The 22,004-nt window shown below is 48.5% G+C and carries 21 protein-coding genes; 8 read left to right on the forward strand and 13 right to left on the reverse strand.

What is annotated here, in order from left to right:
* Positions 1–1,152, reverse strand: coding sequence for a DUF1615 domain-containing protein (locus MBO_RS09190; RefSeq protein ID WP_036366973.1), 1,152 nt, complete (start codon positions 1,150–1,152; stop codon positions 1–3).
* A gap of 2 nt (positions 1,153–1,154) precedes the next feature.
* Entirely contained in the window at positions 1,155–2,081 is a 927-nt protein-coding gene (locus MBO_RS09195; protein WP_052585422.1) for an acyl-CoA thioesterase, read from the reverse strand.
* A 279-nt stretch (positions 2,082–2,360) separates the two neighbouring features.
* Here MBO_RS09195 and plsB point away from each other — a divergent pair, with 279 nt between their 5' ends.
* Positions 2,361–4,988, forward strand: a complete 2,628-nt coding sequence (plsB, locus tag MBO_RS09200) for a glycerol-3-phosphate 1-O-acyltransferase PlsB (RefSeq protein WP_080702254.1) — start codon at positions 2,361–2,363, stop codon at positions 4,986–4,988.
* Between the two features lie 99 nt (positions 4,989–5,087).
* On the opposite strand, the gene pdxH is transcribed toward plsB, so the two are convergent.
* The 3 genes from pdxH to MBO_RS09215 are packed head-to-tail and all read right to left on the reverse strand — an operon-like array spanning position 5,088 to position 8,064.
* Positions 5,088–5,720, reverse strand: a complete 633-nt coding sequence (gene pdxH / locus MBO_RS09205) for a pyridoxamine 5'-phosphate oxidase (RefSeq protein WP_036366982.1) — start codon at positions 5,718–5,720, stop codon at positions 5,088–5,090.
* 8 nt (positions 5,721–5,728) lie between these two features.
* Positions 5,729–5,959, reverse strand: a complete 231-nt coding sequence (locus MBO_RS09210) for a YheV family putative metal-binding protein (protein WP_036366985.1) — start codon at positions 5,957–5,959, stop codon at positions 5,729–5,731.
* Positions 5,959–8,064 (reverse strand): M3 family metallopeptidase, encoded by a 2,106-nt coding sequence (locus MBO_RS09215; RefSeq protein ID WP_036366988.1) that lies wholly within the window; start codon positions 8,062–8,064, stop codon positions 5,959–5,961. Before MBO_RS09215 ends, MBO_RS09210 begins: the two co-directional genes overlap by 1 nt.
* A gap of 281 nt (positions 8,065–8,345) precedes the next feature.
* Between MBO_RS09215 and MBO_RS09220 the strand changes: the two genes are divergently transcribed.
* Together MBO_RS09220 and MBO_RS09225 are read left to right on the forward strand one after the other, a co-directional pair.
* Positions 8,346–9,470, forward strand: coding sequence for an AOC03_06830 family ribosome hibernation factor (locus MBO_RS09220; RefSeq protein ID WP_227712722.1), 1,125 nt, complete (start codon positions 8,346–8,348; stop codon positions 9,468–9,470).
* A gap of 107 nt (positions 9,471–9,577) precedes the next feature.
* A complete protein-coding gene (locus tag MBO_RS09225; protein ID WP_036366993.1) occupies positions 9,578–10,321 on the forward strand; it encodes an endonuclease/exonuclease/phosphatase family protein in 744 nt (247 codons plus the stop codon).
* Positions 10,322–10,359: 38 nt separating this feature from the next.
* Here the strand turns inward: MBO_RS09225 and glmS are convergent, their stop codons facing one another.
* The 6 genes from glmS to MBO_RS09255 all read right to left on the reverse strand — a co-directional run bounded on the left by glmS (position 10,360) and on the right by MBO_RS09255 (position 18,244).
* Positions 10,360–12,204: a glutamine--fructose-6-phosphate transaminase (isomerizing) gene (gene glmS / locus MBO_RS09230; protein ID WP_036366996.1), complete on the reverse strand. Its 1,845-nt coding sequence runs from the start codon at positions 12,202–12,204 to the stop codon at positions 10,360–10,362.
* A gap of 184 nt (positions 12,205–12,388) precedes the next feature.
* Positions 12,389–13,261 carry an ABC transporter ATP-binding protein gene (locus tag MBO_RS09235; RefSeq protein ID WP_036366997.1) on the reverse strand — a complete coding sequence of 291 codons (873 nt, stop codon included), beginning with the start codon at positions 13,259–13,261 and terminating at the stop codon, positions 12,389–12,391.
* The gene (gene ntrB, locus MBO_RS09240) at positions 13,251–14,138 is read right to left on the reverse strand and encodes a nitrate ABC transporter permease (RefSeq protein ID WP_036366998.1); all 888 of its coding nucleotides are present in this window, start codon (positions 14,136–14,138) and stop codon (positions 13,251–13,253) included. Before ntrB ends, MBO_RS09235 begins: the two co-directional genes overlap by 11 nt.
* 17 nt (positions 14,139–14,155) lie before the next feature.
* A complete protein-coding gene (locus MBO_RS09245; protein WP_036366999.1) occupies positions 14,156–15,538 on the reverse strand; it encodes an ABC transporter substrate-binding protein in 1,383 nt (460 codons plus the stop codon).
* A gap of 105 nt (positions 15,539–15,643) precedes the next feature.
* On the reverse strand, positions 15,644–17,014 hold the full coding sequence (locus tag MBO_RS09250; protein WP_036367000.1) for an FAD-dependent oxidoreductase: 1,371 nt from the start codon (positions 17,012–17,014) through the stop codon (positions 15,644–15,646).
* 105 nt (positions 17,015–17,119) lie between these two features.
* Positions 17,120–18,244: an acyl-CoA dehydrogenase family protein gene (locus MBO_RS09255; RefSeq protein WP_052585423.1), complete on the reverse strand. Its 1,125-nt coding sequence runs from the start codon at positions 18,242–18,244 to the stop codon at positions 17,120–17,122.
* 252 nt (positions 18,245–18,496) lie between these two features.
* On the opposite strand from MBO_RS09255, the gene hslO reads away from it, so the two are divergent.
* On the forward strand, positions 18,497–19,384 hold the full coding sequence (hslO, locus tag MBO_RS09260; RefSeq protein WP_036367003.1) for an Hsp33 family molecular chaperone HslO: 888 nt from the start codon (positions 18,497–18,499) through the stop codon (positions 19,382–19,384).
* A gap of 134 nt (positions 19,385–19,518) precedes the next feature.
* Here hslO and MBO_RS10270 read toward each other — a convergent pair whose 3' ends face one another.
* Together MBO_RS10270 and MBO_RS09265 are read right to left on the reverse strand one after the other, a co-directional pair.
* On the reverse strand, positions 19,519–19,641 hold the full coding sequence (locus MBO_RS10270; RefSeq protein WP_265013597.1) for a hypothetical protein: 123 nt from the start codon (positions 19,639–19,641) through the stop codon (positions 19,519–19,521).
* Entirely contained in the window at positions 19,625–20,011 is a 387-nt protein-coding gene (locus MBO_RS09265; RefSeq protein ID WP_052585424.1) for a TetR/AcrR family transcriptional regulator, read from the reverse strand. The genes MBO_RS10270 and MBO_RS09265 overlap by 17 nt, the downstream gene beginning before the upstream one ends.
* A gap of 373 nt (positions 20,012–20,384) precedes the next feature.
* Between MBO_RS09265 and MBO_RS09270 the strand changes: the two genes are divergently transcribed.
* Genes MBO_RS09270 through MBO_RS09285 form a run of 4 tightly spaced genes read left to right on the forward strand, consistent with a single transcriptional unit; the run spans position 20,385 to position 21,914 of the window.
* Positions 20,385–21,227 (forward strand): alpha/beta hydrolase, encoded by an 843-nt coding sequence (locus MBO_RS09270; protein ID WP_197972010.1) that lies wholly within the window; start codon positions 20,385–20,387, stop codon positions 21,225–21,227.
* Positions 21,224–21,463: a hypothetical protein gene (locus tag MBO_RS09275; protein ID WP_036367004.1), complete on the forward strand. Its 240-nt coding sequence runs from the start codon at positions 21,224–21,226 to the stop codon at positions 21,461–21,463. The genes MBO_RS09270 and MBO_RS09275 overlap by 4 nt, the downstream gene beginning before the upstream one ends.
* Complete coding sequence (locus MBO_RS09280) at positions 21,429–21,668, forward strand: hypothetical protein (protein ID WP_152545140.1); 240 nt, start codon at positions 21,429–21,431, stop codon at positions 21,666–21,668. The genes MBO_RS09275 and MBO_RS09280 overlap by 35 nt, the downstream gene beginning before the upstream one ends.
* Positions 21,669–21,671: 3 nt before the next feature.
* On the forward strand, positions 21,672–21,914 hold the full coding sequence (locus tag MBO_RS09285; protein ID WP_036367008.1) for a hypothetical protein: 243 nt from the start codon (positions 21,672–21,674) through the stop codon (positions 21,912–21,914).
* The last annotated feature ends 90 nt before the right edge of the window (positions 21,915–22,004 follow it).

The following is a 22,004-nucleotide window of genomic DNA, read 5'->3' on the forward strand; positions in this document are numbered from 1 at the left end:
TTAGATCTTGATCTTATGCTGTTTGGCGGTCGCCATGCACGTCTGATAGCGCTTATCGACTCGGGTGGCGAACCAGTTGGTATTATAATCTCGGCTTAGCTTCGGTCCTGAGATGACGACTTGTGGCATGATGGCGTAGCTTGGGTCGCGCCCGTATTTTTTCTTGAACATCTCACTGATCGCGCGGTAGCTTTGAGTGTCTTCAAAGCTTTTGGTTTTTTCTTTTTTTAGGTCGCTGCGGATTTGGCGTTCGCTAATGGGTGTCGGTGCTGTCGCCAAAAGCTTGATGAGTACGGTTTCGGTTTGGCTTTTTTTGCTCAGTGGGCTACTGCCATCATAGAGCAAAAGATCGCCATCGATGTCGATTTTTTGTTTGCTTAGGCTGCTGATGCGCTGCTGAAAGGCGGCATTACGACTTGAATACATGCCAGAATTATAATCGGCGAATCGATACAGTGGCTTATCATAATCGGCCTTATACATCATGAGGCGATGAATGCCATAGTACAGACCGCCGTACTGGCTATACAGATCAGCACGTAGGGTGCGATCGCTCATGTTGCTGCGGCGATGCGCGCGCGCGTAGTCGATGTGAACCTGCATCGACCCCAGTGTGGTGATGGGGTTGATGCGCTCATCGATGCCTTCGCCAGTCAGCTTGGTGATGTGGGCAAGCCCTGAGACTTTATAAGTGTTGGCAAAGTAATCAAAGATTTTTTGATACAGTTCGTCCAGTTCGCGCTCGGTTTTTACTTGCTTAATTTGCTTGATAAAGCTGTCATCTTTGGTCGGCTTGGTTTCAAGCATCGTAAGAAAGGTCTTGGCAAGTGTCTTGCCGAATTTGGCTTCTAGTTTCTCATCGATCGCCTTTAGTGAGGCGTTGCCTAGGTTTGGTACGCGCGGATCAGCATCAAAATTAGACTCTTGGTCGATGACGGCAATCGCAGTGCAGATGTTCTGAGTGTTCTTGGGGATCTTTAGTCCATCGAAGATCTTAGCAATGTCGGCCGCCCACGAGGCTCGTCCATCGACGCGCTTAGGGATGAGTTTGGTGATTTGCTTATCGGTGAGTGACTTGGTCTGCGTGGTGTCAGCAGTATCACAGGCGCACAGCAATGCAGCGCCAATCACAACAAGAGCGCGCTTTGACATGACTATGCCTTTGTATCTAGATGCAGGCGCATCAGACCTTCTTGTTGGGTGGTGGCGACGAGTTTACCATTTTGCCAAAATTGACCATGGTTAAGACCCTTGGCGTGGCTCGTCGTGTCGCTCCACATGTCATATAAGATCCATTCGTTGATGTCAAATGGGCGATGAAAATGCATGGAATGGTCGATGCTGGCGACTTGCAGACCGCGACTAAGGTAGCTAAGCCCATGACTCATCAGACCCGTTCCCACCAAATAAAAATCCGACGCGAAAGCAAGTAGCGCTTGATGCACCGCTACAGGCTGCTCACCCAGCTCGCTGATGCGTAGCCAGTTGGCTTGACGTGGGCGCATGGGCTTAGGTGCGATGGGGTCGCGAGGATCGATGGGCTTGATCTCAACATGGCGTTTTCGCATGAATCGTGCTTTTAGGGCTTCTGGGACGTTGCCGACATAGGATGATTTTAACTCTTGTTCATTTAATAGCGAGTCGGGCTCTGGATATTTAGGCATCGGTTCTTGGTATTCAAGCCCGCCTTCCATGGGCGAGAATGATGCTATCATCGAGAAGATTACCTGTTCATTCAGCTCGCCGGCATCATTTGGCACATACTGAACCGCGATGACTTCACGTGCCGACAGGCTTCTACCATCACGCAGGCGGCGCACTTGATAAGTCACCGGCAAACGAACATCACCACCGCGCAAAAAATACCCATGCAAAGAATGACAAGGCTTGTCGTACTCTAAGGTCAATGCCCCCGCCATGAGCGCCTGCGCCAATACTTGCCCTCCAAAAATCCTAGGACCAACATAATCAAAGCTGGGCGCAACGAATACGTCAGGCGCGGTTTGTTTTAGGGCGATGGTTTTTAATAAATCAGCGACCAAGTCTTTTGGGTCATCACTTTTTGCAAAAATATGAGTCATGGCGTGCGGCTATTTCGTGATTAAAATTATATATCTATAAATTGAATTGATATTCATCAAAAGGCTTATTATCTATCTGCATCAGTCGATTGTCAATATTTGTCACAGTGATTATGCATGGCGCTTGTGACGCATTGGTATGAATTTTATGTATTTAATCATCGCGGCCATCGTCAGGCTTGATGATTGGTGCGAGAACTTTTTTCGCCCAAATCATTCCCTAATCACAAAAAAATGGTAAAATGACTGCCATATACGACAAACTATTATCATTATTTTATGTTAAAACTCCCTAATAAGTTAAGCCAGTTGTTCGGTAAAGGCGACAAGTCAAAAAAGAACGTGCTCATCACGCACGAATCGCATGATCGGGGCAACCATGATGATCAAGAGGTGAAAGCAAAACCGCGCCATCCGATCGCATCGCCCAATCCTTATCGCCGTGTGTCTGCCAAGGGCTTGTCACTGGCAGTAAAGCCTACTGTCATCGGCGAAGCACCCATCATCGATAACGAGAATCCAACTTTCTATGTGATTCGAGATTATTCACGTTCGAACAGTTTGCTTGTGGGCATGATGACAGATGAACTGGATTTGCCGTCAGCGCTGGCCGAGATTCATTCGCGCGGACTTAATGAGTCATCTGCGATGGTGTTCTTACATGGGCGCAACAAAGAACGCGAGAGCGTGTCGCCACGTCTTGAGCGGCTGGTCAGGGCGTGCCTTGATAATCCTGAGCTGGATGTGAATCTGGTGCCTGTGACGATTCTATGGGGGCGCGCTCCTGACAAAGAAGAATCGATGTTTCGCCTGTTGATGGCAGATGAATGGAGCTCGCCGAGCATCCCTAAGCAGCTATTTAACATTGGCGTGATGGGGCGTGATACCTTTGTTCGATTCTCTGAAGCCAAATCCTTACAAAAACTCATCACTGATGCCAAAGCAGGCGTTGGCGATGATTTGTCACGCACGATTAATCTAAGACTAAAAGGATTCTTGGATAAGCAGCGCACTAGCATCGTCGGGCCTGACTTATCAGATAGGCGCAATGTGGCAGGTGAGATCCTGTCATCGCCAGTGGTGCAAGCCGTCATCGAAAAAGAAGCTGCCGAATCAGGCAAATCCATCAATGCGGTCAAAAAAGAAGCATCGGGATACCTAAGCGAGATCGTCAGTGATTATTCGCATTCGGTGCTTAGGTTCTTTGATCATTTCTTGACGTGGCTGTGGACACGACTGTATGACGGGGTTGAAGTGCGTAATTTTGAGCGTGTGCGACAGCTTGCCCCTGATCATCAGATCGTCTATGTGCCTTGTCATCGTAGTCACATGGATTATCTGCTGCTGTCCTATGTGATCTATAAGCGAGGTCTTCGCATTCCGCACATTGCAGCTGGCGAGAACTTGAATATTCCTGTATTGGGCGAGCTGCTGCGTAACGGCGGGGCATTCTTCATGCGTCGTAGCTTTAAGGGTAATGCGCTGTACAGTACGGTATTTAAAGAATATGTGCACAGTCTGATGCAGCGTGCGGCTCCGATGGAATATTTCATTGAGGGTGGTCGTTCGCGTTCGGGTCGTCTATTACCGCCGAAGCTTGGCATGCTTGCCATGACGGTGGGCAGTCACCTGCGTGAACCTGCCAAGCCTGTCGTCTTTATTCCAACCTACATCAGTTATGAGCGCATCATGGAGGGGGCGACTTATGTCGGTGAGCTTAAAGGCAAGCCAAAAGAATCTGAGAACTGGCTAGGGCTACTAAAAACCGCACGTAAGATCGAGCGTATCTTTGGCACGGTGCATTTGTCATTTGGCGAGCCTTTGCATTTGAATGATTTTATGGAGAAATTCTCTGTATCTGCCAAAGACAACAGCGAAGAGAACACCAAGAACACGCACGCAATGGTGCAGAACTTAGGCGTCAAAGTCCTGCAAAACATCAATAAATCTGCGGTCGTAAATCCTGTATCGCTCATTGCATTGGCGCTGCTATCTACACCTAAGTCGGCGCTTGATGAAGATCAGTGCATCGAGCAGATCGCCCTGTATCAGCGCATCGCTCGTGCGCTGCCGTACGATGAAGACACGCACATCACCGATCTGCCGCCGAGTGAGATTCTGGCTTATGGCGAGAAGCTAAAACTCATCGAGCGTACGCCGCATGTGCTTGGCGACATGATTCGTGTGGCGGACAAGCAAGCACCGCTGTTAAGCTATTTTAGAAATAACATCTTGCACGTGTTCATCATGGCGAGTTTCTTGGCGGCTCTGGTGCAGCGCAATGGACGCATTTATCGTGAGAAGCTTGATGCCATCACCACATTGATGTATCCGTTTTTGCAGGCGGAATTATTCTTAAACACTGCATTAAAACGCATTGAGAATCTAACCGATGAGACGTTAAGTGTACTCATCGCTGAGGGCTTGATTGTGGATCTGGGTGATGGCGTGCTTGGCGTACCAGAGACTAATTCGCCAAGTTATCAACAGCTGTTGGTGTTGGCAAGTCCTGCCCAACAGAGTCTTGAGCGTTATTTCATGGCATTGGCGTTATTGTCCGAGCAGGGCAGCGGTCGCCTAACCACAGAGCAAGTGGTTAATCTGTGCCACGTGCTTGGTCAGCGCATCTCGGTGCTGTATGCTGATGATTTGCCTGACATGTTTGATAAGGCGTTATTTACAAGCTTTATCGACACATTAAAGCGCTTAGATTATGTCAAAACGGACGAATCCGGCGTGCTGATTTTTGATGAGCGTATCGATAAAATCGCCCAAAATGCCAAATTCGTGCTCAATCCTGACATGATGCAGCTGCTACGTCATACTGCAAGCCTTGACAATGCTGAGATTGAGACCGCCATTAATGAGATGAATAATAAGCGCATCTTTGGTAAATCCAAGCGATAAAAGCGAAGGCATTGTCTATACGTTCTTAATGGTGGATGATGTCATAAAAACAAAAAAGAGCAGGCTTTTTGGTCTGCTCTTTTTTGATGGATGGACTAACTAGGGGGCAAGGCGCTCTTTTACCCAAGCATCATCATCCAAGCGATAGCGAATGCGATCGTGTAGGCGTGATGGGCGACCTTGCCAAAATTCAATCGCATCAGCACGCACCAAATACCCACCCCAATGTGGTGGACGTGGCACGTGTAGGGGGTGTTTGACCCCAAATAAAGCCGCGCGTTTGACGATGACTGACTTATCTAAGATGACTTGGCTTTGCTCGCTTGCCCATGCGCCAATACGACTGGTGTAAGGGCGGCTGTCAAAATATTCGTCAGAGGCTGTCTCATTTAGGTATTCCACCATGCCCTCGATGCGCACCTGACGTTCAAGCTCAGGCCAAAAAAAAGTGATGCTGATGAATGGATTGGTGGACAGCGCCTTGCCTTTGCGGCTGTGATAATTACTAAAAAACACAAAGCCATCATCGTTGACTTCTTTTAGTAGTACCATGCGACTACTGGGGCGACCATTTTCATCGACGGTGGCAATGTTCATGGCGGTCGGTTCGTTCACTTGGGCGGTGATGGCATCGTTCAGCCACGCCTGAAACTGCATCAATGGGTCGGCATGGCAGTGCGATTCGCTCAGTTCTTGCTTGCTGTAGTCTTCTCTGATGTCGTGCAGATTCATGATAATCCTTATTTAAATTTAACCACGCCTACGCCATCGTGACTATCTTGTTCACGCATGGCGGCTGTTTCATCAATGGTGGGGCGACGTTCGCTGTGGTCGCAGGCGGTGCACTCGATCCATTCGTCAAACTCAGGCTCGAACAACTGTATCTGAACGATGGCATCCATGGTGCGGCATTTTGGGCAAGCCACACCTGCGAGGAATTGGCGTTTTGGGCGGGTTGATTGGTAACGCATCACGCCACCTCAAAGCCGCTATGACGTAGCAGCGCATCGATCTTCGCCTCACGCCCTGCAAAGGCGGTGAAGTTCTCTTTGGCGGTGCGTGAGCCACCCATCGCCAGAATGCTATCATAAAATGCCTTGCCAATCACAGGGTTGATGACGCCTGTATCGCCGGCATGATCTTCAAATACACCAAAGGCATCTGCCGACAGCAGTTCCGCCCATTTATAAGAATAGTAGCCTGCTGCATAGCCGCCAGCAAAGATATGGCTAAAGCTGTTTGCAAAGCGGTTATTGCTTGGCGGCATGATGACAGCCACTTCATCGCGAACCTGATTCAATGTGGTCATGATCTCTGCACAGTCTGTCAAATTACCCGCATGCATGCGCAAATCGAACAGGCTAAATTCAATTTGGCGCAGTGTTTGTAATCCAGATTGGAAATTTTTGGCGGCAAGCATTGCATTTAGCTTGTCATCAGGCAGTGGATCGCCTGTCTCAACATGGCGGCTGATTTTGGCGATGCCTTCCTTATCCCGAGCGAAGTTCTCCATGAATTGACTGGGCAATTCGACCGCATCCCACTCTACACCGCTGATGCCCGACACATCGGCGATGTTGACACGAGTCAGTAGATGATGCAGTGCATGGCCAAATTCATGGAATAAAGTCAGCACTTCATCATGGGTCAGCAGGCTTGGCTTACCATCCACCGCAGGCGAGAAATTTCCCACCACAAAGCACACAGGCAGAGTCTGGCTGCCGTCTAGTCTTTGGTGTTTGCCCTGAAAGTCTGACAGCCATGCACCGCCAGATTTGCCCGCGCGTGCGTATAGATCAATGTATGCGCCACCGATCAAGCCGTCTTTGCCATGCACTTCATAGAACTGCGCATCCTTATGCCAGACAGGCGCATCTTTGGCAATAAAGCGCACGCCAAACAGCTCATGAATTATGTCAAACATGCCATCTAGCACCACAGGCACAGGGAAATAAGGGCGAATCGCTTCGCTGTCTAGGCTGTATTTGGCGTTTTGGAGTTTCTCGCTGATGAACGGCACGTCCCAAGGCTGCACGTCTTCGATGCCGAGTGCCTTGGCGAACTCTTGCGCTTGTGCCAAGTCTTTTTGGGCAAATGGTCGCGCCTTATTAGCCAAATCCAACAAAAAGCGTTCGATCTCATCATGGCTGTCTGCCATCTTGGTGGCAAGGGATAGCTGGGTGTAATCTTTAAAGCCTAGCAAATTGGCTTTTTGTGTGCGTAATGCCAAAATGCGCGTCATGATGTCGCTGTTGTCAAATTTGCTAGGTTTGTCGTCTTTTTGACCTTCGAATGTCGATTCTGCGGATGCGCGGGTGTTGTAGGCGTGATATAGAGTCTCGCGCAGGTTGCGATCGGTGGCGTACTGCATGACAGCCAGATACATGGGGATGTCTAGGGTCGCGACATAGTCGGTGGGCAGGGTTGCATTGGGGTGCTTGGCTTTATGGTTGTCGCCTGCCGCCTTTAGTAGGGCAAGACCGCTTGGGGTGATGCCGTCTAACTGCTCTTGGGTTAAAGGCAAGGCAAACGCGCCTGTGGCATCCAAGACATTATCCGAGAACTGAGCGGACAGCAGCGACAGCTCGCTTTGAATTTTGGCGAATTGGTCTTTTTTATCATCAGGCAGGCTAACTCCAGACAGATCAAAACTTTGCAGTGCTAAGAAAGTTGCGCGCACACGGGCAAAGTCACCGCTGTCTTTTAGGTCGTTTTGTAGGGTCTTGTACAGATCATATAGGGCTTTTGATTGACCAACTCTTACGCCAAATTCACTCAATCTTGGCAGAATTTCATGATGTGCATGGCGAATCTCTTCGTTATTCATCACGCTATTTAGGTGAGATAGCACCCCAAAAGGCCGATGAATGGCATGGCTTAGGGTGTCAAATTGATCAATGATGGCAAGCGGTTCGCCATCCATGTCCATCTTGCCGGCTTCTAAGTCATCCAAAAAAGCATGGGCAGCGTCTAAGGCGTCGTGGGTTGCTTGGGTGAGGGCTTGTGGGGTGGTTTTATTAAAATCCACCAAATGTAAGCGCTCGTCAAAATCTGCGCTATTAAAATTAATGCTCATGGGTGTTCTCGCTTTTTTTTGCTGTTGTCAAAATTATAAGGGCGGACAAGGGCTTTTGCAATGTTAGCATGCCAAAAAGCAAGGCTGATTACAAAATTTAAGATGGCTAAAATTTGTTCACAAAAGATAACTATTGTAAAAAATCTGTCATAAATCTTTGCATAGAACCACTATAACATTGTGGGAATAGCTGTTATATTGAGTTTTAAGTAGTGGGGAATTTGACTACTTTGGCAGGCGAGAAGCCTGATAAATAATGCACTATAAGAAGGAAACCTATCATGTCCTTATCAATGAAATCTACCCTAAAACAGCTTCGTGGCGTGACCGCAGATCCTGCGCTTTCTGTCATTGTAAAGACACATCGCACCCACCCTGAGAACGAACAAGACCCTATCGCCCTAAAAAATGGACTGTCTGAGGCGGCAGAGCGTCTAACCAACGAGTATGATAAGCGCACCAGCGATGCGATTTTGGGTAAAGTGGAAGAGGCGCTAACAGATTACGACCATAACTATAATCTAGACAGCTTAGCGATTTTTGCGACGGCGGACGAGGCTAAGGTACTGCGCTTGCCAGTTGATGCCACACCTCGCGTGGTTGTTGATAAGAAATTCGCCACACGCGACTTTGTGCGTGACTTGGCGCACTCAGTGCATTACTATGCGCTCGTGGTGACTCGCACACATGCCAGACTGATTGAGGCAGTGAATAACCGTGTCGTGCGTGAGTTTGATGATACAACACCAGAGCAAACCGACATGCAGAATCTGACGTTCCCAATCGATAATACTTCGCTCTATACCACCAGTGGTGCGGATCGCTCCGCAGCATCGAATGAGGATAATTATCTAAAAGAATTCCTAAATCGTGTTGATAAAAGCGTCCAAGAATTGATTGGTAAGTCTCAGGACAATGTATCGCTATTCGTTGTTGGCGATGCGCGTAATATCAGCTTCTATAAAGACGTATGCGACCGCCCTGACATCATCGCAGGTTCAGCGGATAACGTCACTGACCTAGAGGATGGCTCGGCTCAGCACATTATTGACAGCCTGAACGAATCAGTCGAATCTTATCGCGCTTCTCGCCATGAATCTAGCCTAGGCGAGATGGAAGCTGCCCGCGGCAATAATCTGCTACGCACCGATTTGCAAGCGATCTACCAAGCTGCCTTCCAAGGCATCGGCGAGCGTCTGTATGTACGTATCGGCTACATTCAGCCTGCGGTGGTTGATGAGGCGAACCAGAGCATCACGCTAAGTGATGATGCAGCCGCTGACGGTGTCACCGATGATGTGGTGGGCGAGATCATTGAGCTGGTCAGCGCACATGGCGGTGAAGTGGTGTTCTTACCAAAGGAGATCATCGCAGATACTGACATCGCACTGGTGACGCGTTACTAAACCAAAAGAGCTGGCAATGACTAAGGTTTAACAAGCCTAGATAAAAATTGCCAAACTCATAAACCATGCTAAAATGACGCAATATTGATTGCGTCATTTTTAATTATATGAATCCGATTACCGTTATTAGTTATAATATCCACAAAGGCATGTCGCCGATGAATCGTCTGGTCAAGCTAAATGGCATGGCGAATGCGCTCGCCTCCATTGACCCTGATGTACTGTGCTTGCAAGAAGTCCAAGGACAGAACTTAAAACGCGCTATGTCATTTAATGAATACCCTAAGCAGTCTCAGCATGAATGGTTTGGTGAATATTTAGCTCTAAAAGACAGCTATGGCAAGAATGTGGAATATGAGCATGGGCATCATGGCAATGCAGTGCTGTCTCGTCACCCACTCGACCCTAAGCATAATGTAAATATCACAGTTAGCCGTCTTGAGAAGCGCGGCGTGCTGCACTGCGAGATCCATCCTGAGGGCTGGGAGAGACCTGTGGTGGTGTTGTGCGCGCATCTAAATCTATTGCACCGTGATCGCATCAAGCAATATCAGGCGATCATTGATTATATCGATGGCGTGATTGGTAAGGATGTGCCGTTAATCTTGGCTGGTGATTTTAACGATTGGAGTAAAAAATCCACTCAAGTGTTGGAATCGCTTGGCATGACTGAGGTTTTTCATCATTTGCACGGGATGTATCCTGCCACTTATCCTGCCAAGCTACCAGTACTGAGCCTAGACAGAATCTATGTGCGTAATTTACAAATCCACCGCGCAACTGTTCATGCAGGCATACCGTGGTCGAATCTGTCCGACCATTTGCCAATCAGTGCAGTACTGTCTCTTTAAATTAAAAACCGCTCAAAAATTTGAGCGGTTTTTGTGGTTTATTCGACTGTGACCGATTTTGCAAGGTTTCTTGGCTTATCCACGTCTGTGCCGCGCACCAGTGCGACATGGTAGGATAGGAGTTGAACTGCGATGGTGTGCACGATCGGCGATAGCACGCCTACATGGCGCGGGGTGCGAATGACGCGTACATCATCAGTCTCGGTGAAGTCGCTGTCAAGGTCAGTCAAGACGAACAATTCGCCACCACGTGCGCCGACTTCTTGCATATTGGCTTTGACCTTGTCAAGCAGCTTGTCATTGGGGGCGATGACCACCACAGGCATATTTTCATCAACCAGCGCCAATGGTCCATGCTTAAGCTCGCCCGCAGGATAAGCCTCGGCATGGATGTAGGTTAGCTCTTTTAGCTTGAGAGCGCCTTCTAGGGCAATCGGATAATGAATGCCGCGACCTAAGAACAGAGCAGATGGCTTGGTGGCGAATTTTTGTGCCCATGCTGATAACTGAGGTTCTAGGTTAATGGCATGCTGAATACTGCCTGGCAGCAGGCGTAGCTCTTCAGAGAATTTCATAACGTCAGCTTCGCTAATGTGACCGCGAAGCTTGCCCAATGTCACAGCCAGGCCGAATAATATCACAAGCTGCGTGGTGAATGCCTTGGTGCTTGCCACGCCAATCTCCGCACCAGCACGAGTATAGATGGCAAGAGAGCTGTTACGTGGTAAGGCAGATTCTAGGACGTTGCAGATGGATAGACTGTGTACATGACCTTGAGCTTGAGCGTATTTCAACGCCTCCATCGTATCGAGTGTCTCGCCTGATTGACTGATGGTGATGATCAGCTCCTTGGGGTCGGCGATGACGTCACGATAGCGATATTCACTGGCGATCTCAACATCACAGCGGATCTTGGCGATCGATTCTAACCAGTATTTACCTGTCAGAGCGGCATAGTAAGATGTGCCACACGCCAGAATCTTAATGCTGTTGATTTCGTTGAAGATGGCAGGTGCATTCTCGCCGAAGTTCTCAGGAATAAAGCCGCCATCTAAGAAGATCTCTGCGGTGTCAGCGACAGCTTTTGGTTGCTCGTTGATTTCTTTTTGCATGAAGTGACTGTATGGACCAAGCTCAAGGCTTGCTAAAGATAGCTGAGAGGTCTTGACTTGGCGTTCAGGCGTGTTGCCATTTTTATCTAGTAGGGTGTCAACGCCATCTGCGGTTAAGATTGCGATGTCGCCATCTTCTAGGTAGGTGACTTGACGAGTAAATGACACTACTGCTGATACATCAGATGCAATGAACACTTCGCCTTCACCAAAGCCAATCAACAGAGGACAGCCCATGCGTGCCACAACCATCTTAGTGGGATCGTCTGGAGTGATGACGGCGATGGCGTACGCCCCGTGAAAACGCGAGCAAGCGGTCTGTACAGCGCGGTAGAGATTGCCATCATTTTGGGTGTATTCGTGATGAATGCTGTGAGCGATGACCTCGGTGTCAGTCTGTGATTCAAATTCAAAGCCCAAAGCCTCTAGGCGCACGCGCTCCGCTTCAAAGTTCTCAATGATGCCATTATGTACCACAGCAATCGTGCCGCCTGAGATGTGCGGATGCGCATTAGGCTCAGTTACGCCGCCATGCGTGGCCCAGCGCGTGTGACCGATGCCGATATGACCGAATAATCCTTTGGCTTTGGCAGCCTCCTCCATGAGTGCCACACGACCCACGCGGCGCACGCGTTTGATTTTATTCTCTTCTTCGCTAAATACAGCGATGCCAGACGAGTCATAGCCACGATATTCTAGGCGTTTTAGACCGTCGGTCAAAAAATCCACCACATTAGCTTGGCTACGAATAGCCCCAACGATACCGCACATATATTGTTCCTTAGTATCAAAAAATCTATAAAAATGGCAAAATTACCCTAACAAAACCAATATCACGGATGCTTTTTATTGGCGCTAATATTATAGTGGATTTTGGGATGGGGTGGAAATGATTGCCATCAAATATTACAAAAATAAAACACCGCCAATTGACGGTGTTTTAAGACAATTAAAATTATAATAAATCCCAGTTGTCTCTGGCAGGATACACCACTTTTGGGGCGGTGAATTCTTCTTGTTGGGCTTGGAGTTTCTTGCTGCGATTCACCAAAAAATCAAGCAAGTGATTGCGGATGCGATAATAGCCTTGGTCGTGGTGGATGTGTTCACGAGTGCGCGGATGCGGCAGGGTATTGACCACGATTTCTGCCAGTTTTGCTTGTGGGCCGTTACTCATTAAGAAAATGCGATCGGCAAGCAAAATCGCCTCATCGATGTCATGGGTGATCATGAATACCGTCTGCTGGGTTTTCTCGATGATGCTCACCAGTTCATCTTGGATATTGCCGCGCGTTAGGGCATCAAGCGCCCCAAATGGCTCATCCATCAGCAGCATCTTAGGCTCGGTGGCGAAGGCGCGCGCGATACCGACGCGTTGCTTCATGCCGCCTGACAGCTCTGATGGCATCTTGTGCATGGCGTTTTCTAGTCCCACCAAAGACAAGTAGTGGCGGATTTTTTGTTCTTTTTCGCTCTTTGAGATGCCTTTGTAGCGCGCATCAATGGCAAAGCCAATATTATCGGCAACTGTCAGCCACGGCAGTAGAGCGTGCGACTGAAACACTACGCCGCGCTCAAGGCTGGGTCCGACCACCTCGACACCCTCCATTAGGATTTGACCGCCTGTTTGATGTTCAAGTCCTGCTAAGGCATTTAAGATGGTGGATTTACCGCAGCCAGAGTGTCCGATGAGACAGATGAATTCGTTCTTCTTGATGTCGAAATTGACCTTTTCAAAGACATTCGGCGCATCTTTAGCGTAGCGTTTAGAAAGATTTTGTACACTGATTAACACGTTGTCAGTCGTGTTGTTAACATCATTCGACATAGCTTACCTTTTTTTGTAATAATGCAAATAACCAATCGAGCACCATGCCGACCACGCCAATGAGCAGCACGGCAAAGATGACATTCACGATGGATAAGTTGTTCCATTGGTTCCATACAAAATAACCAATGCCTGTACCGCCTACGAGCATTTCAGCAGCAACAATCACAAGCCATGCAATGCCCATAGAGATGCGCATGCCGGTGACGATGGTGGGTGCAGCAGCAGGTAGGACGATTTTTTTGGCGGTGGTGAGTGGATCAACTTCAAGCGTCTTGGCGACGTTCAGCCATTCTCGGCGAACACTTGCCACGCCAAAGGCGGTGTTGGTCAGCATCGGCCATACCGAACAAATAAAAATCACAAAAATGCTTGATAGATTTGAGTCTTTGATCGTATAAAGGGCGATCGGCATCCACGCTAGGGGCGAGATGGGCTTTAACAGCTGCACAAAAGGCGAGATGGCTTTATCTAGAACCTTACTCATGCCAAGCACATAACCTAGTGGAATGGCAACCAATGCGGCCAATAAGAACCCCAGCAGTACCCTGCCAATTGAATAACCAAGCTGAATGCCGATGCCTTTGTCGTTCAAGCCTTTGTCATAAAATGGATCAGACAGATGCTCGATGGCAGTGGCAGCGAAGCGTTTTGGGCTGGGAAATTCGCTCTCGGTACTGGCGACGACGGCACCTGCGGGTGTGTGCTCAGGAATGTTGCCCATCAGCACTTCGTATTCTAAGGCGATCGGGTCGGTGGGTGCGGTGACTTGTGTGGGCAGAGTCGCCGCCTGCCAGATACCAAGCGTGGCGAGCACGATAAAGGCGGTGACGAGATACGCCTTGGTTTGGGTGGTTAATTTATTAAATAAACTCATTGTTTTTACTTATTATGTTATTGTGCGCGAATAGGAAAGCTTGAGATGTATTCATTAGGGCGACTTGGGTCAAAAGGCTTGCCCATGACGGTGATGGATTTTTCGTCGCTAAATTCATAGCCCATTGCTTGCATTTGTTTTTTGGCATCGGTCAATAAGAATACTTCTTGGGCGAGTTTTTGGTAATCGACATCGCCTTTTAGATAGCCCCAGCGCTTCATTTGCGTGAGCATCCATACCGCCAAAGACTCCCAAGGCATGACGTCAAAGCCTGTGCGATCTGGCACGTCTTGGACTTTGCCAATGCCGTCAGCGAAGCGACCTGTTAAGCTTTGGCGAATCACAAGCTCTGGCTGGTTTAGATAGTTGGCAGGCGATAAGATCTTGGACAGCTCTTTTTTCATTTCAGGCTTATTCGCCATGACGTTGGCTTTTAGAATCGCGCGATACATCGCTAGGAATGATTGCGGATTGTCATTGATAAAGCTTTGGGATGTGCCAAAACTGCAACAAGGATGACCGTTCCAAATATCACGGCTCAATGTGTGAATGTAGCCTGCCTTATCCCAGACGGCGCGTTGGTTGAAAGGCTCAGGCCCAAAGAAGCCATCAATGTTGCCGGCTTTTAGGTTGGCGATCATGTCGGGCGGTGTGGTTAAGCGCAGTTTCACGTCCTTATCTGGGTCAAGTCCGTGCTCCGCCAGGAAATAACGCAGCAGATAGTTGTGAATTGAGTGCTCAAATGGAATGGCAAAGGTCATGCCTTTCCAGTTTCGTGGGTCGCGATTGTCTTTGTGTTTTAGAGACATCACGAGGGCTTGACCGTTCACGTTTTGGATACAGGCGACTTTCATGTCTTGCTTGGCAGAGCCTAGACCCAACGTGATGGCAAGCGGCATCGGCGCCAGAAAATGCGTAGCGTCCAGCTCGCGATTCATCATCTGATCGCGCACGAGCGCCCAGCCAGCACGCTTGACCAGCTTAGCATTGATGCCTTGCTCGGCATAGTAGCCCAGCGGGTCTGCCATGATGAGCGGCGTTGAGCAGATGATCGGGATAAAGCCGATGGTTAAGTCTTTCTTCTCGGGATTCAGTCGATCGGCTGCGGCAGCTTCCTGTAAGGCAGATAATGGCAGAAGGCTACCCATGGCTGCCATTGCAGTGCCAGCGCCCACTGTCTTTAGAAAGGCTCGGCGAGTCGGCTCATGAGGGAGTAGTGCTCGCACGGCGGCAGCTTCAACAAAATCGGCAGCAGCTTGCTCGGTTTGGGAGTTTGGTTGTACGTTTTGGTTTAATTGTCCAAACGCACTGGCACGGTCGCAGTCAGCTTGGGTGCTGTGCTGCCCGCATGTGCAGCCAAGATGTGAATTAGGATCATAAGGACGAAAGATATTGCTCATGTTAACTTTAATAATATTCTAAAATCGGAAAATAAAATCAGCCGCTATTATAATAAAGAATAACGGCTGACAATATATGCCAAATTGTCATATGGTTATGATGATTTAGCTTTGAGGTGATTTTAGTAGAGCTTTTGCAATCACTTCACCAGCATCGTCCACCATCTCAAGCGACAGCTCGGCAGGGTCATCCTTGATGATGCGCCAGTCGCCATCAGCTCTAGGATTGCCATTGGCGGTGACGTTGATGTTTTTGTTTTTTAGGCGAATCATTGGCGCTTTGTGTTCGTAGCCTGAATGTGCCACGCCTAGGATTTCGTGAGCGATGGCAGTTGCTTGGGCGCGATGCGGCGCAACATAACGACAAGGCACGCCATCGATGCTAATGCAGTCGCCTAGAGCATAAATGTGCGGCACGCTGGTCTGTAGGGTGTGCTGATGCACGGCAATGCCTGTGCGCTTGTTGAAGTCAACACCTGCACGTGTTGGCAGACGTTCATCCACCGCCAAGCCTGTCGCGACAATCACCTCATCAAATGATAATGTACGAGTGCTATTATCGTTGCAGTCTAGCAGTGCGATCTCATAGCTTGATGGCGTGACTGCCACATCATTGACCATGCTAAAGCCCAGCCAGGTGATGCCTTTGGCGGTGATGGCGTTTAGGATGCGCTCACCTGCTACTTTTGGTAAAAATGCTGATAATGGACGTGGGCTGACATCAATTAAGCTAACCTGATGCCCGGCGTTGACCAGATCCTCGGCCAATTCAGTGCCAACCATGCCCGCCCCGATGATGGCGATGTTTTTGGGCTTATTGTCGCGCGCTAAGGCTTTTTGTAGTGCGTCAAAGCGACGAAGGTCATTGACATGATGAGCGACGTCTTTGGCGATGGTTGGCGGATAAGCAGGCGCCGCTCCGATCGCAAGCACCAAATCATCATAGCCGACATCGCCGCGTGTGGTGTGCAGGGTTTGTGTCTCGGTGTCAATGTGAGTGACGAAAGTGTTCGCCAGAAGACGAATGTGGTTGTCTGTGGCAGATTGCACGGCGCTGGTGCGCACCAGATCAGCAGGCGTCTTGCCTTGTGAGATGGCCACTGATAGCATGGGCTTATGGTAGCGATCACCTGAGTCGCCACAGATAAGCGTGACAGGAATGTCTTTATCCAAGGCGCGAACAGCGTCAACCACACTCCAGCCAGCCAAACCAGCACCGATGATGACGATGCCTTTTTTATGGCTATTAAAAATCGGCGTGGTGATGTTTAGAGCCTCTTCGGTGTCGTCATAGGGTTCAAAATCGCTTTTTTTGACACCACATAATGGGCATTGCCAATCGTCAGGAATGTCCTCAAAGCGTGTACCAGCGGGCAAGCCATCTTCTGGATCACCAAATTCTTCGTCATAAATATAGCCACATGCTAGGCAGATGAATTTACGCCAAGCGCCGCGTCCGTCAGTGGGTGTAGTCATGGGTTGCCTTTTTTGATTGTTTGAATTTTGGGCGACTGGTCGATTTTGATGTGATCATCGACCAGTCGTTTTGATTGTTATTTGAATGTTTAATTTGAAATATAATCAGATGTGAAACTCAATCTCACGGCGCACGTTCGGCTCACTCATCAGCTGATGCGACAGATAGCGCAAATGCTTGATGGCAGGCGTAACGATGGCGACGAACTGCGCTTCACGCAGACGACGCTGCGGCGCTGCGCTCATGAGGTAGCCCTTGGCACCTTGATGGAGCATGGCGGCTTGGGTGGCTTTTAGGCTAAGCATACCGCCTTGGGTGCGCACATCCAGCACATCCAAGAAAAAGTCCGTATGCGTCTCAAATGGCGTCTTGGCAAGCTCGGCGGTACGTGCAACCAGACGATCCAGTTCATCTTGCAGGGTGCCTGCTTGGTCTTCCAAGAAAGCGTTACTGACCGCAGTACCTTCTTTGACGTCGTCAATCGCGCCCATGATGATGCCAGCGCCAATGCCCATCTGCATCAGGACGAATGCACCGCGAATGCGCTTGATGAAGTCCTTACAGGGCAGGGCGATGATGTCATCTGTGCTGATTGGGTAGTTTTGTAATTCGATGCGCCAAGTGCTAGAGCCTTCCATGCCTGAGAAAGTTGGGCATGCGTGTAGCTCCCACTTGCCCGCGCGTTCTTTGTCAAATTGTAAGAAAAAGAACACTTCATCGTCTGTGCCTTCAATCTGTGCCACCGCGCCGCAGTATTGATCTGGTGCGATGTGGCTGATCCAAGGTAGGGTGCCCCTGATGCTATAGCCTTGCCCGTCTTTTTTGGCGACAAGTCGCATGCTTTCGATGTTCGCCCAAGTTTTCATGGGGTTAGATAATGCCGTACCGCCAAAGGTATTGGCGATGATATGGTCAGGTAGAATGCGCTGTTTTAGTGCGGTGTTGTCCGATTGGTCAAGGTATAACCCCATCACCTGATGACACCATATCAAAAAGCCTGTTGTGCCACAGACACGACCCACCTGAGCATTCGCCAGAATCGCTAAATCAAGGCGGTTGCCGTATTCATTAAGGTGTGGCGCGAACAATCCTGCCTTGCCCAGTACGCTCATCTCCGCCAGTGGGTAGTAGCCTTTGTCGATGTCGATGACTTTTGGACTAAGATGAATGTTGGCTAGGCTTTGGATGTTGTCCAAAAAATCTTGCTGATTATTAAAATTAAAACTCATGGCGATCTCTTTTTTGGCAGTTTGTTGTCCTAGTGGTTTAAAAATAAATTTGCTTATTCTAAAATGAACTAAATTACCCTAAAAATCTAGCAATGTATTATAAGTCAGCTTGGTTGAGCGCGCATTTTCTATTTTGGAATATGTTCAAAAAAATCAGGAATATGAAAAGTTTTGCCAAAAATCGTTCACTGATTTGCAATTTGGTAACCCATCCCCATTTATCTGTAAATTCTACCAGTTAAGAAATAAATCATGAATGATGTGAATCAATCCACCCAGTATCGCCAACGTTTTTTTATTGAAGGGTCGCCTGTGCGCGGCGATGTCGTGCGTCTTGATGAGGCGTATCAAAGTGTCATCAATAAAAAACCTTATCCTGCGGCCATCAAGGCGCTCTTGGGTGAGATGCTCGTGGCCGCCAGCCTATTAATCGGCACGCTGAAGATTAATGGCAGACTGTCAGTGCAATTACAATCATCTGATGAGAACAGCCTGTTGTCTTGGGCGATGGCAGAATGCGATCACACAGGGCAAGTGCGTGCTTTGGCGGGGTTTCACGACAGTGATGAATGGCAGCAGAATACCACCAGTCAGAGCGCCTTTGCTAAGCTGGGGCAAGGCGTGCTGTTCATCAGCATCCATCCAGAGCGTGGCGAAGCGTATCAAGGCATCGTTGAGCGAGTGAGTGATGATTTGGCGGAGTGCTTGGCGCATTACCAAAAACAATCCGCTCAGATCCCAACTCTGTTGAAACTCGCCACGAGCGATGAAAGTGTAGGTGGTATTCTGGTGCAGCTATTACCACAAACAGAAGAGGACCGTGAGAACGACCCCGATCTGTGGGAGCGCATGAGCGCCCTGACCATCACCATTAAGGATGAAGAGCTGACTGATCTGGCGGCGGATGAGATTCTGTATCGCTTATATCACGAAGAAGATGTGGTGATTCCAGAGCCAAGCGAGCTTGAATTTGGCTGCACCTGCTCTAAAGAAAAAAGCGAGGGCGCAATCTTGCAAATAGGCCACGAAGAGGCACTACACGCGCTAGATGCTCATGGCGGTAAGCTGTCATTGGACTGTGGATTCTGTGGACAGTCGTATGAATTTAACCACTCCGATGTCGATGCGTTATTTGTATGAATAAAACCACAAAAAGAGGGCCTAGCCCTCTTTTTATGTGCTAAATCATCATACCTGACACGAGAATGACCCATCATCACCCATCAGTCCAATCTGTAGAGTATACATCACTTTTTGCCAATCCTTCAAGGTCTCTATTTCGTTGAGATCTCGCCCTTTTTTAGGTAATATTCGCCTGTATGTAGCACCATCGCAGCATAGCTGTCCGCATGAAAATCCCAATCTAAGTTCGGGTCTTGGTCACTGGCATACGCCAAAAATTGATTCTTGACCAGTGTATGTATCTCGCAGCGAAAAATTGTGCTTGGGCGTTTGAATTTTTAGTAACGCCAGGGCGAGACGTCTGTCTTGATGAGTCAATGATTCGTGAGCTTTAATGCCTTCTTGAGGGTTCTTGCCAAATCTTAAAAACAAAAACTGCTCATAGCCGCAGCGTATCTCAGCGATGAGCCTGCCTGTTAGGTCGCTTTTATTAAAGTAATACTGATAAAAGGTGGAGCGAGTAATCATCGCTCGTGTGACGATGTCTTGCATGTTGATCTTATCGTAATCTCGTTCGTGCAATAGGTCAACGAAGGCTTCTTTGATGGCTTTTTGGGTGCGTTTGGGACGCAAATCGGTGGTCATGGCGATGTTCCGACAATTTAATAATTATTGTTGGATCATACAATATTTTTATATTTTTGTTAATGAAACTACGTGTTTTTAAAAATATTGGTGGTTGAGCTGGGGTCATGAGTTATTTAAAATTAACAATACTCAGAATTTTATCGGAATTTTATTGTGAAAAAAACTTCTAATTGCCGCATTCATCTCTGCTTTTGCATTAAGTGCTTCAGCGTCAGAGCCAGCCCAATCCAAGTCGGCACATTTACTTGCGCCTGAATATCAGGATGTGTCAGCATTGACAGCCTTGGGTAATTTAGATGCAATGATCGCTTAGGCGGATCTGGCTAACCCTGATCAGACGCGTGCCATATTACAAATAATCAACGCTGACTTGCTAAAGCAGAACCTAGCCACAGCGCACCAAGCGACAAGTAAATTGACCGCCCCGAAGGCAGGTGACCAACCTGCTGTGGACATGTATGTCTTTGAACCTAAGGTTCGGGCTGACAAGTCGCCGGTGATTTATTTTATTCATGGCGGTGGTTATTTGGTGGGTAGTGCCGTACAGCAGAACGCTGAGCTGTTCGAGCCTGCCGAGCAAGTGGGTGCGGTGGTTGTTAATGTGGAGTATCGTCAGGCGGGCGATGCGCCCCTCCCGGCGGATACTAATGACGCTTATCATGCCTTGTCTTATATGTTTGATAATGCAGAGAGTTTGGGCTTTGATGAGGATAAAATCATCATGGGCGAGAGTGCTGGCGGTGGTCTAGCGGCACGACTCGCCCTAAAAGTGCGCGATCTAGGCGAGTATCAGCCTGCCGGTCAGGTGCTTATTTGTCCGATACTTGATCATCGTACAGGTACAGCAGAGTCGCCTTATGCTAATGATTATGCGTGCAAATTTGTGTGGAAACCTGAATACAACCGCTTGGACTGGGGGCTGTTAAAGGGTGGTTGGGACATTAGTGATGGTGATTTACCCTATTATTCTGCGAGCATGGCAAAGGAGCTAAAAGGTCTGCCAAGAACTTATATCATGGTCGGTGGTTTAGATCTGTTCGTGAATGAAGACATTGATTATGCCAACTGCTTAATAAAAGCAGGTTTGGCAACTGATCTACAAGTCATCAATGGTGTGTATCATGCCTTTGAAAAGGTAAACCCAACATCACCGCAGACAAAGGCCTATCATGCCACGCGTACTGAGGCGATCAAAAGAATGTTGAACCCATGAGTGTGTCTCGTTATCCTGCGCTTTGGATCTTTGTGCTGGTGGTATTGATCATGCCATTTTTGACGCCGTATTTACCAATGGCTTGGTATGTCAAACATGGGCTGATGGGGAATCTGCAATGTGCACTATTAGGCTTAGCAGCCTTCGTTTGTCTGTACGGCTACACACGAATACAAGCGCAGACGGCTCTCTGGGTATGGCTTGGCGACGGTATTTTTGGTGTTCGTTGTTCGTGAGACCAACATGATGCGCGGTGTGCTGTATGATGCTGATGCGATATGGTTTGGTGTTCATAATCGCTTGTACGGCCAAACTTTGGTGGGGGCTATGGCGATATTTGCGCTGACGTGCTTAATCCGTGGCCGAGCATGGCGATGGCTGCGCTATCAAGCCTTGCCAGTGCTGCCGATATTGGCTTGGTTGCTATTGATTGGGTTTTAATATGTGGGCGAACGTGGCAGCTTCGGTCTTGGCGATATGGGCATTATCCTAGAAGAAAATAGTGAGCTATTGGTTTATGTGGGTGCTTGGCTGATCTGTTGGCATTACGGTAAATCGCTATTAACCGACAAACCATCAACCTCAAAGGATGAAAAAAATACCCTGCCTATCATAAAGCCAATCCATTTAAATGATCAGAAGTCAAATATTACAAAAGTGAGCGTGTTATGTTCTACGTTAGGGTGAATCGAGGCGAATTTAATCTAAAGCACATCAAGACCACCTGCGGTCGAGTATCGGTTTGGAATGAAGAGCATCACCAACTCAGCGATGATC

Source organism: Moraxella bovoculi 237 (assembly GCF_000696305.2).
Taxonomy (GTDB): domain Bacteria; phylum Pseudomonadota; class Gammaproteobacteria; order Pseudomonadales; family Moraxellaceae; genus Moraxella; species Moraxella bovoculi.

Coding starts and splice junctions, on each gene's coding strand:
- plsB (WP_080702254.1), top strand. CDS start 2,361: ATGTTAAAACTCCCTAATAAGTTAAGCCAGTTGTTCGGTAAAGGCGAC.
- MBO_RS09255 (WP_052585423.1), bottom strand. CDS start 18,244: ATGAGTTTTAATTTTAATAATCAGCAAGATTTTTTGGACAACATCCAA.
- MBO_RS09275 (WP_036367004.1), top strand. CDS start 21,224: ATGAGTGTGTCTCGTTATCCTGCGCTTTGGATCTTTGTGCTGGTGGTA.
- MBO_RS09215 (WP_036366988.1), bottom strand. CDS start 8,064: ATGAGCATTAATTTTAATAGCGCAGATTTTGACGAGCGCTTACATTTG.
- glmS (WP_036366996.1), bottom strand. CDS start 12,204: ATGTGCGGTATCGTTGGGGCTATTCGTAGCCAAGCTAATGTGGTGGAT.
- pdxH (WP_036366982.1), bottom strand. CDS start 5,720: ATGAATCTGCACGACATCAGAGAAGACTACAGCAAGCAAGAACTGAGC.
- MBO_RS09190 (WP_036366973.1), bottom strand. CDS start 1,152: ATGTCAAAGCGCGCTCTTGTTGTGATTGGCGCTGCATTGCTGTGCGCC.
- ntrB (WP_036366998.1), bottom strand. CDS start 14,138: ATGAGTTTATTTAATAAATTAACCACCCAAACCAAGGCGTATCTCGTC.
- MBO_RS09225 (WP_036366993.1), top strand. CDS start 9,578: ATGAATCCGATTACCGTTATTAGTTATAATATCCACAAAGGCATGTCG.
- hslO (WP_036367003.1), top strand. CDS start 18,497: ATGAATGATGTGAATCAATCCACCCAGTATCGCCAACGTTTTTTTATT.
- MBO_RS09195 (WP_052585422.1), bottom strand. CDS start 2,081: ATGACTCATATTTTTGCAAAAAGTGATGACCCAAAAGACTTGGTCGCT.
- MBO_RS09265 (WP_052585424.1), bottom strand. CDS start 20,011: ATGACCACCGATTTGCGTCCCAAACGCACCCAAAAAGCCATCAAAGAA.
- MBO_RS09210 (WP_036366985.1), bottom strand. CDS start 5,959: ATGCGTTACCAATCAACCCGCCCAAAACGCCAATTCCTCGCAGGTGTG.
- MBO_RS09245 (WP_036366999.1), bottom strand. CDS start 15,538: ATGAGCAATATCTTTCGTCCTTATGATCCTAATTCACATCTTGGCTGC.
- MBO_RS09235 (WP_036366997.1), bottom strand. CDS start 13,261: ATGTCGAATGATGTTAACAACACGACTGACAACGTGTTAATCAGTGTA.
- MBO_RS09250 (WP_036367000.1), bottom strand. CDS start 17,014: ATGACTACACCCACTGACGGACGCGGCGCTTGGCGTAAATTCATCTGC.
- MBO_RS09220 (WP_227712722.1), top strand. CDS start 8,346: ATGTCCTTATCAATGAAATCTACCCTAAAACAGCTTCGTGGCGTGACC.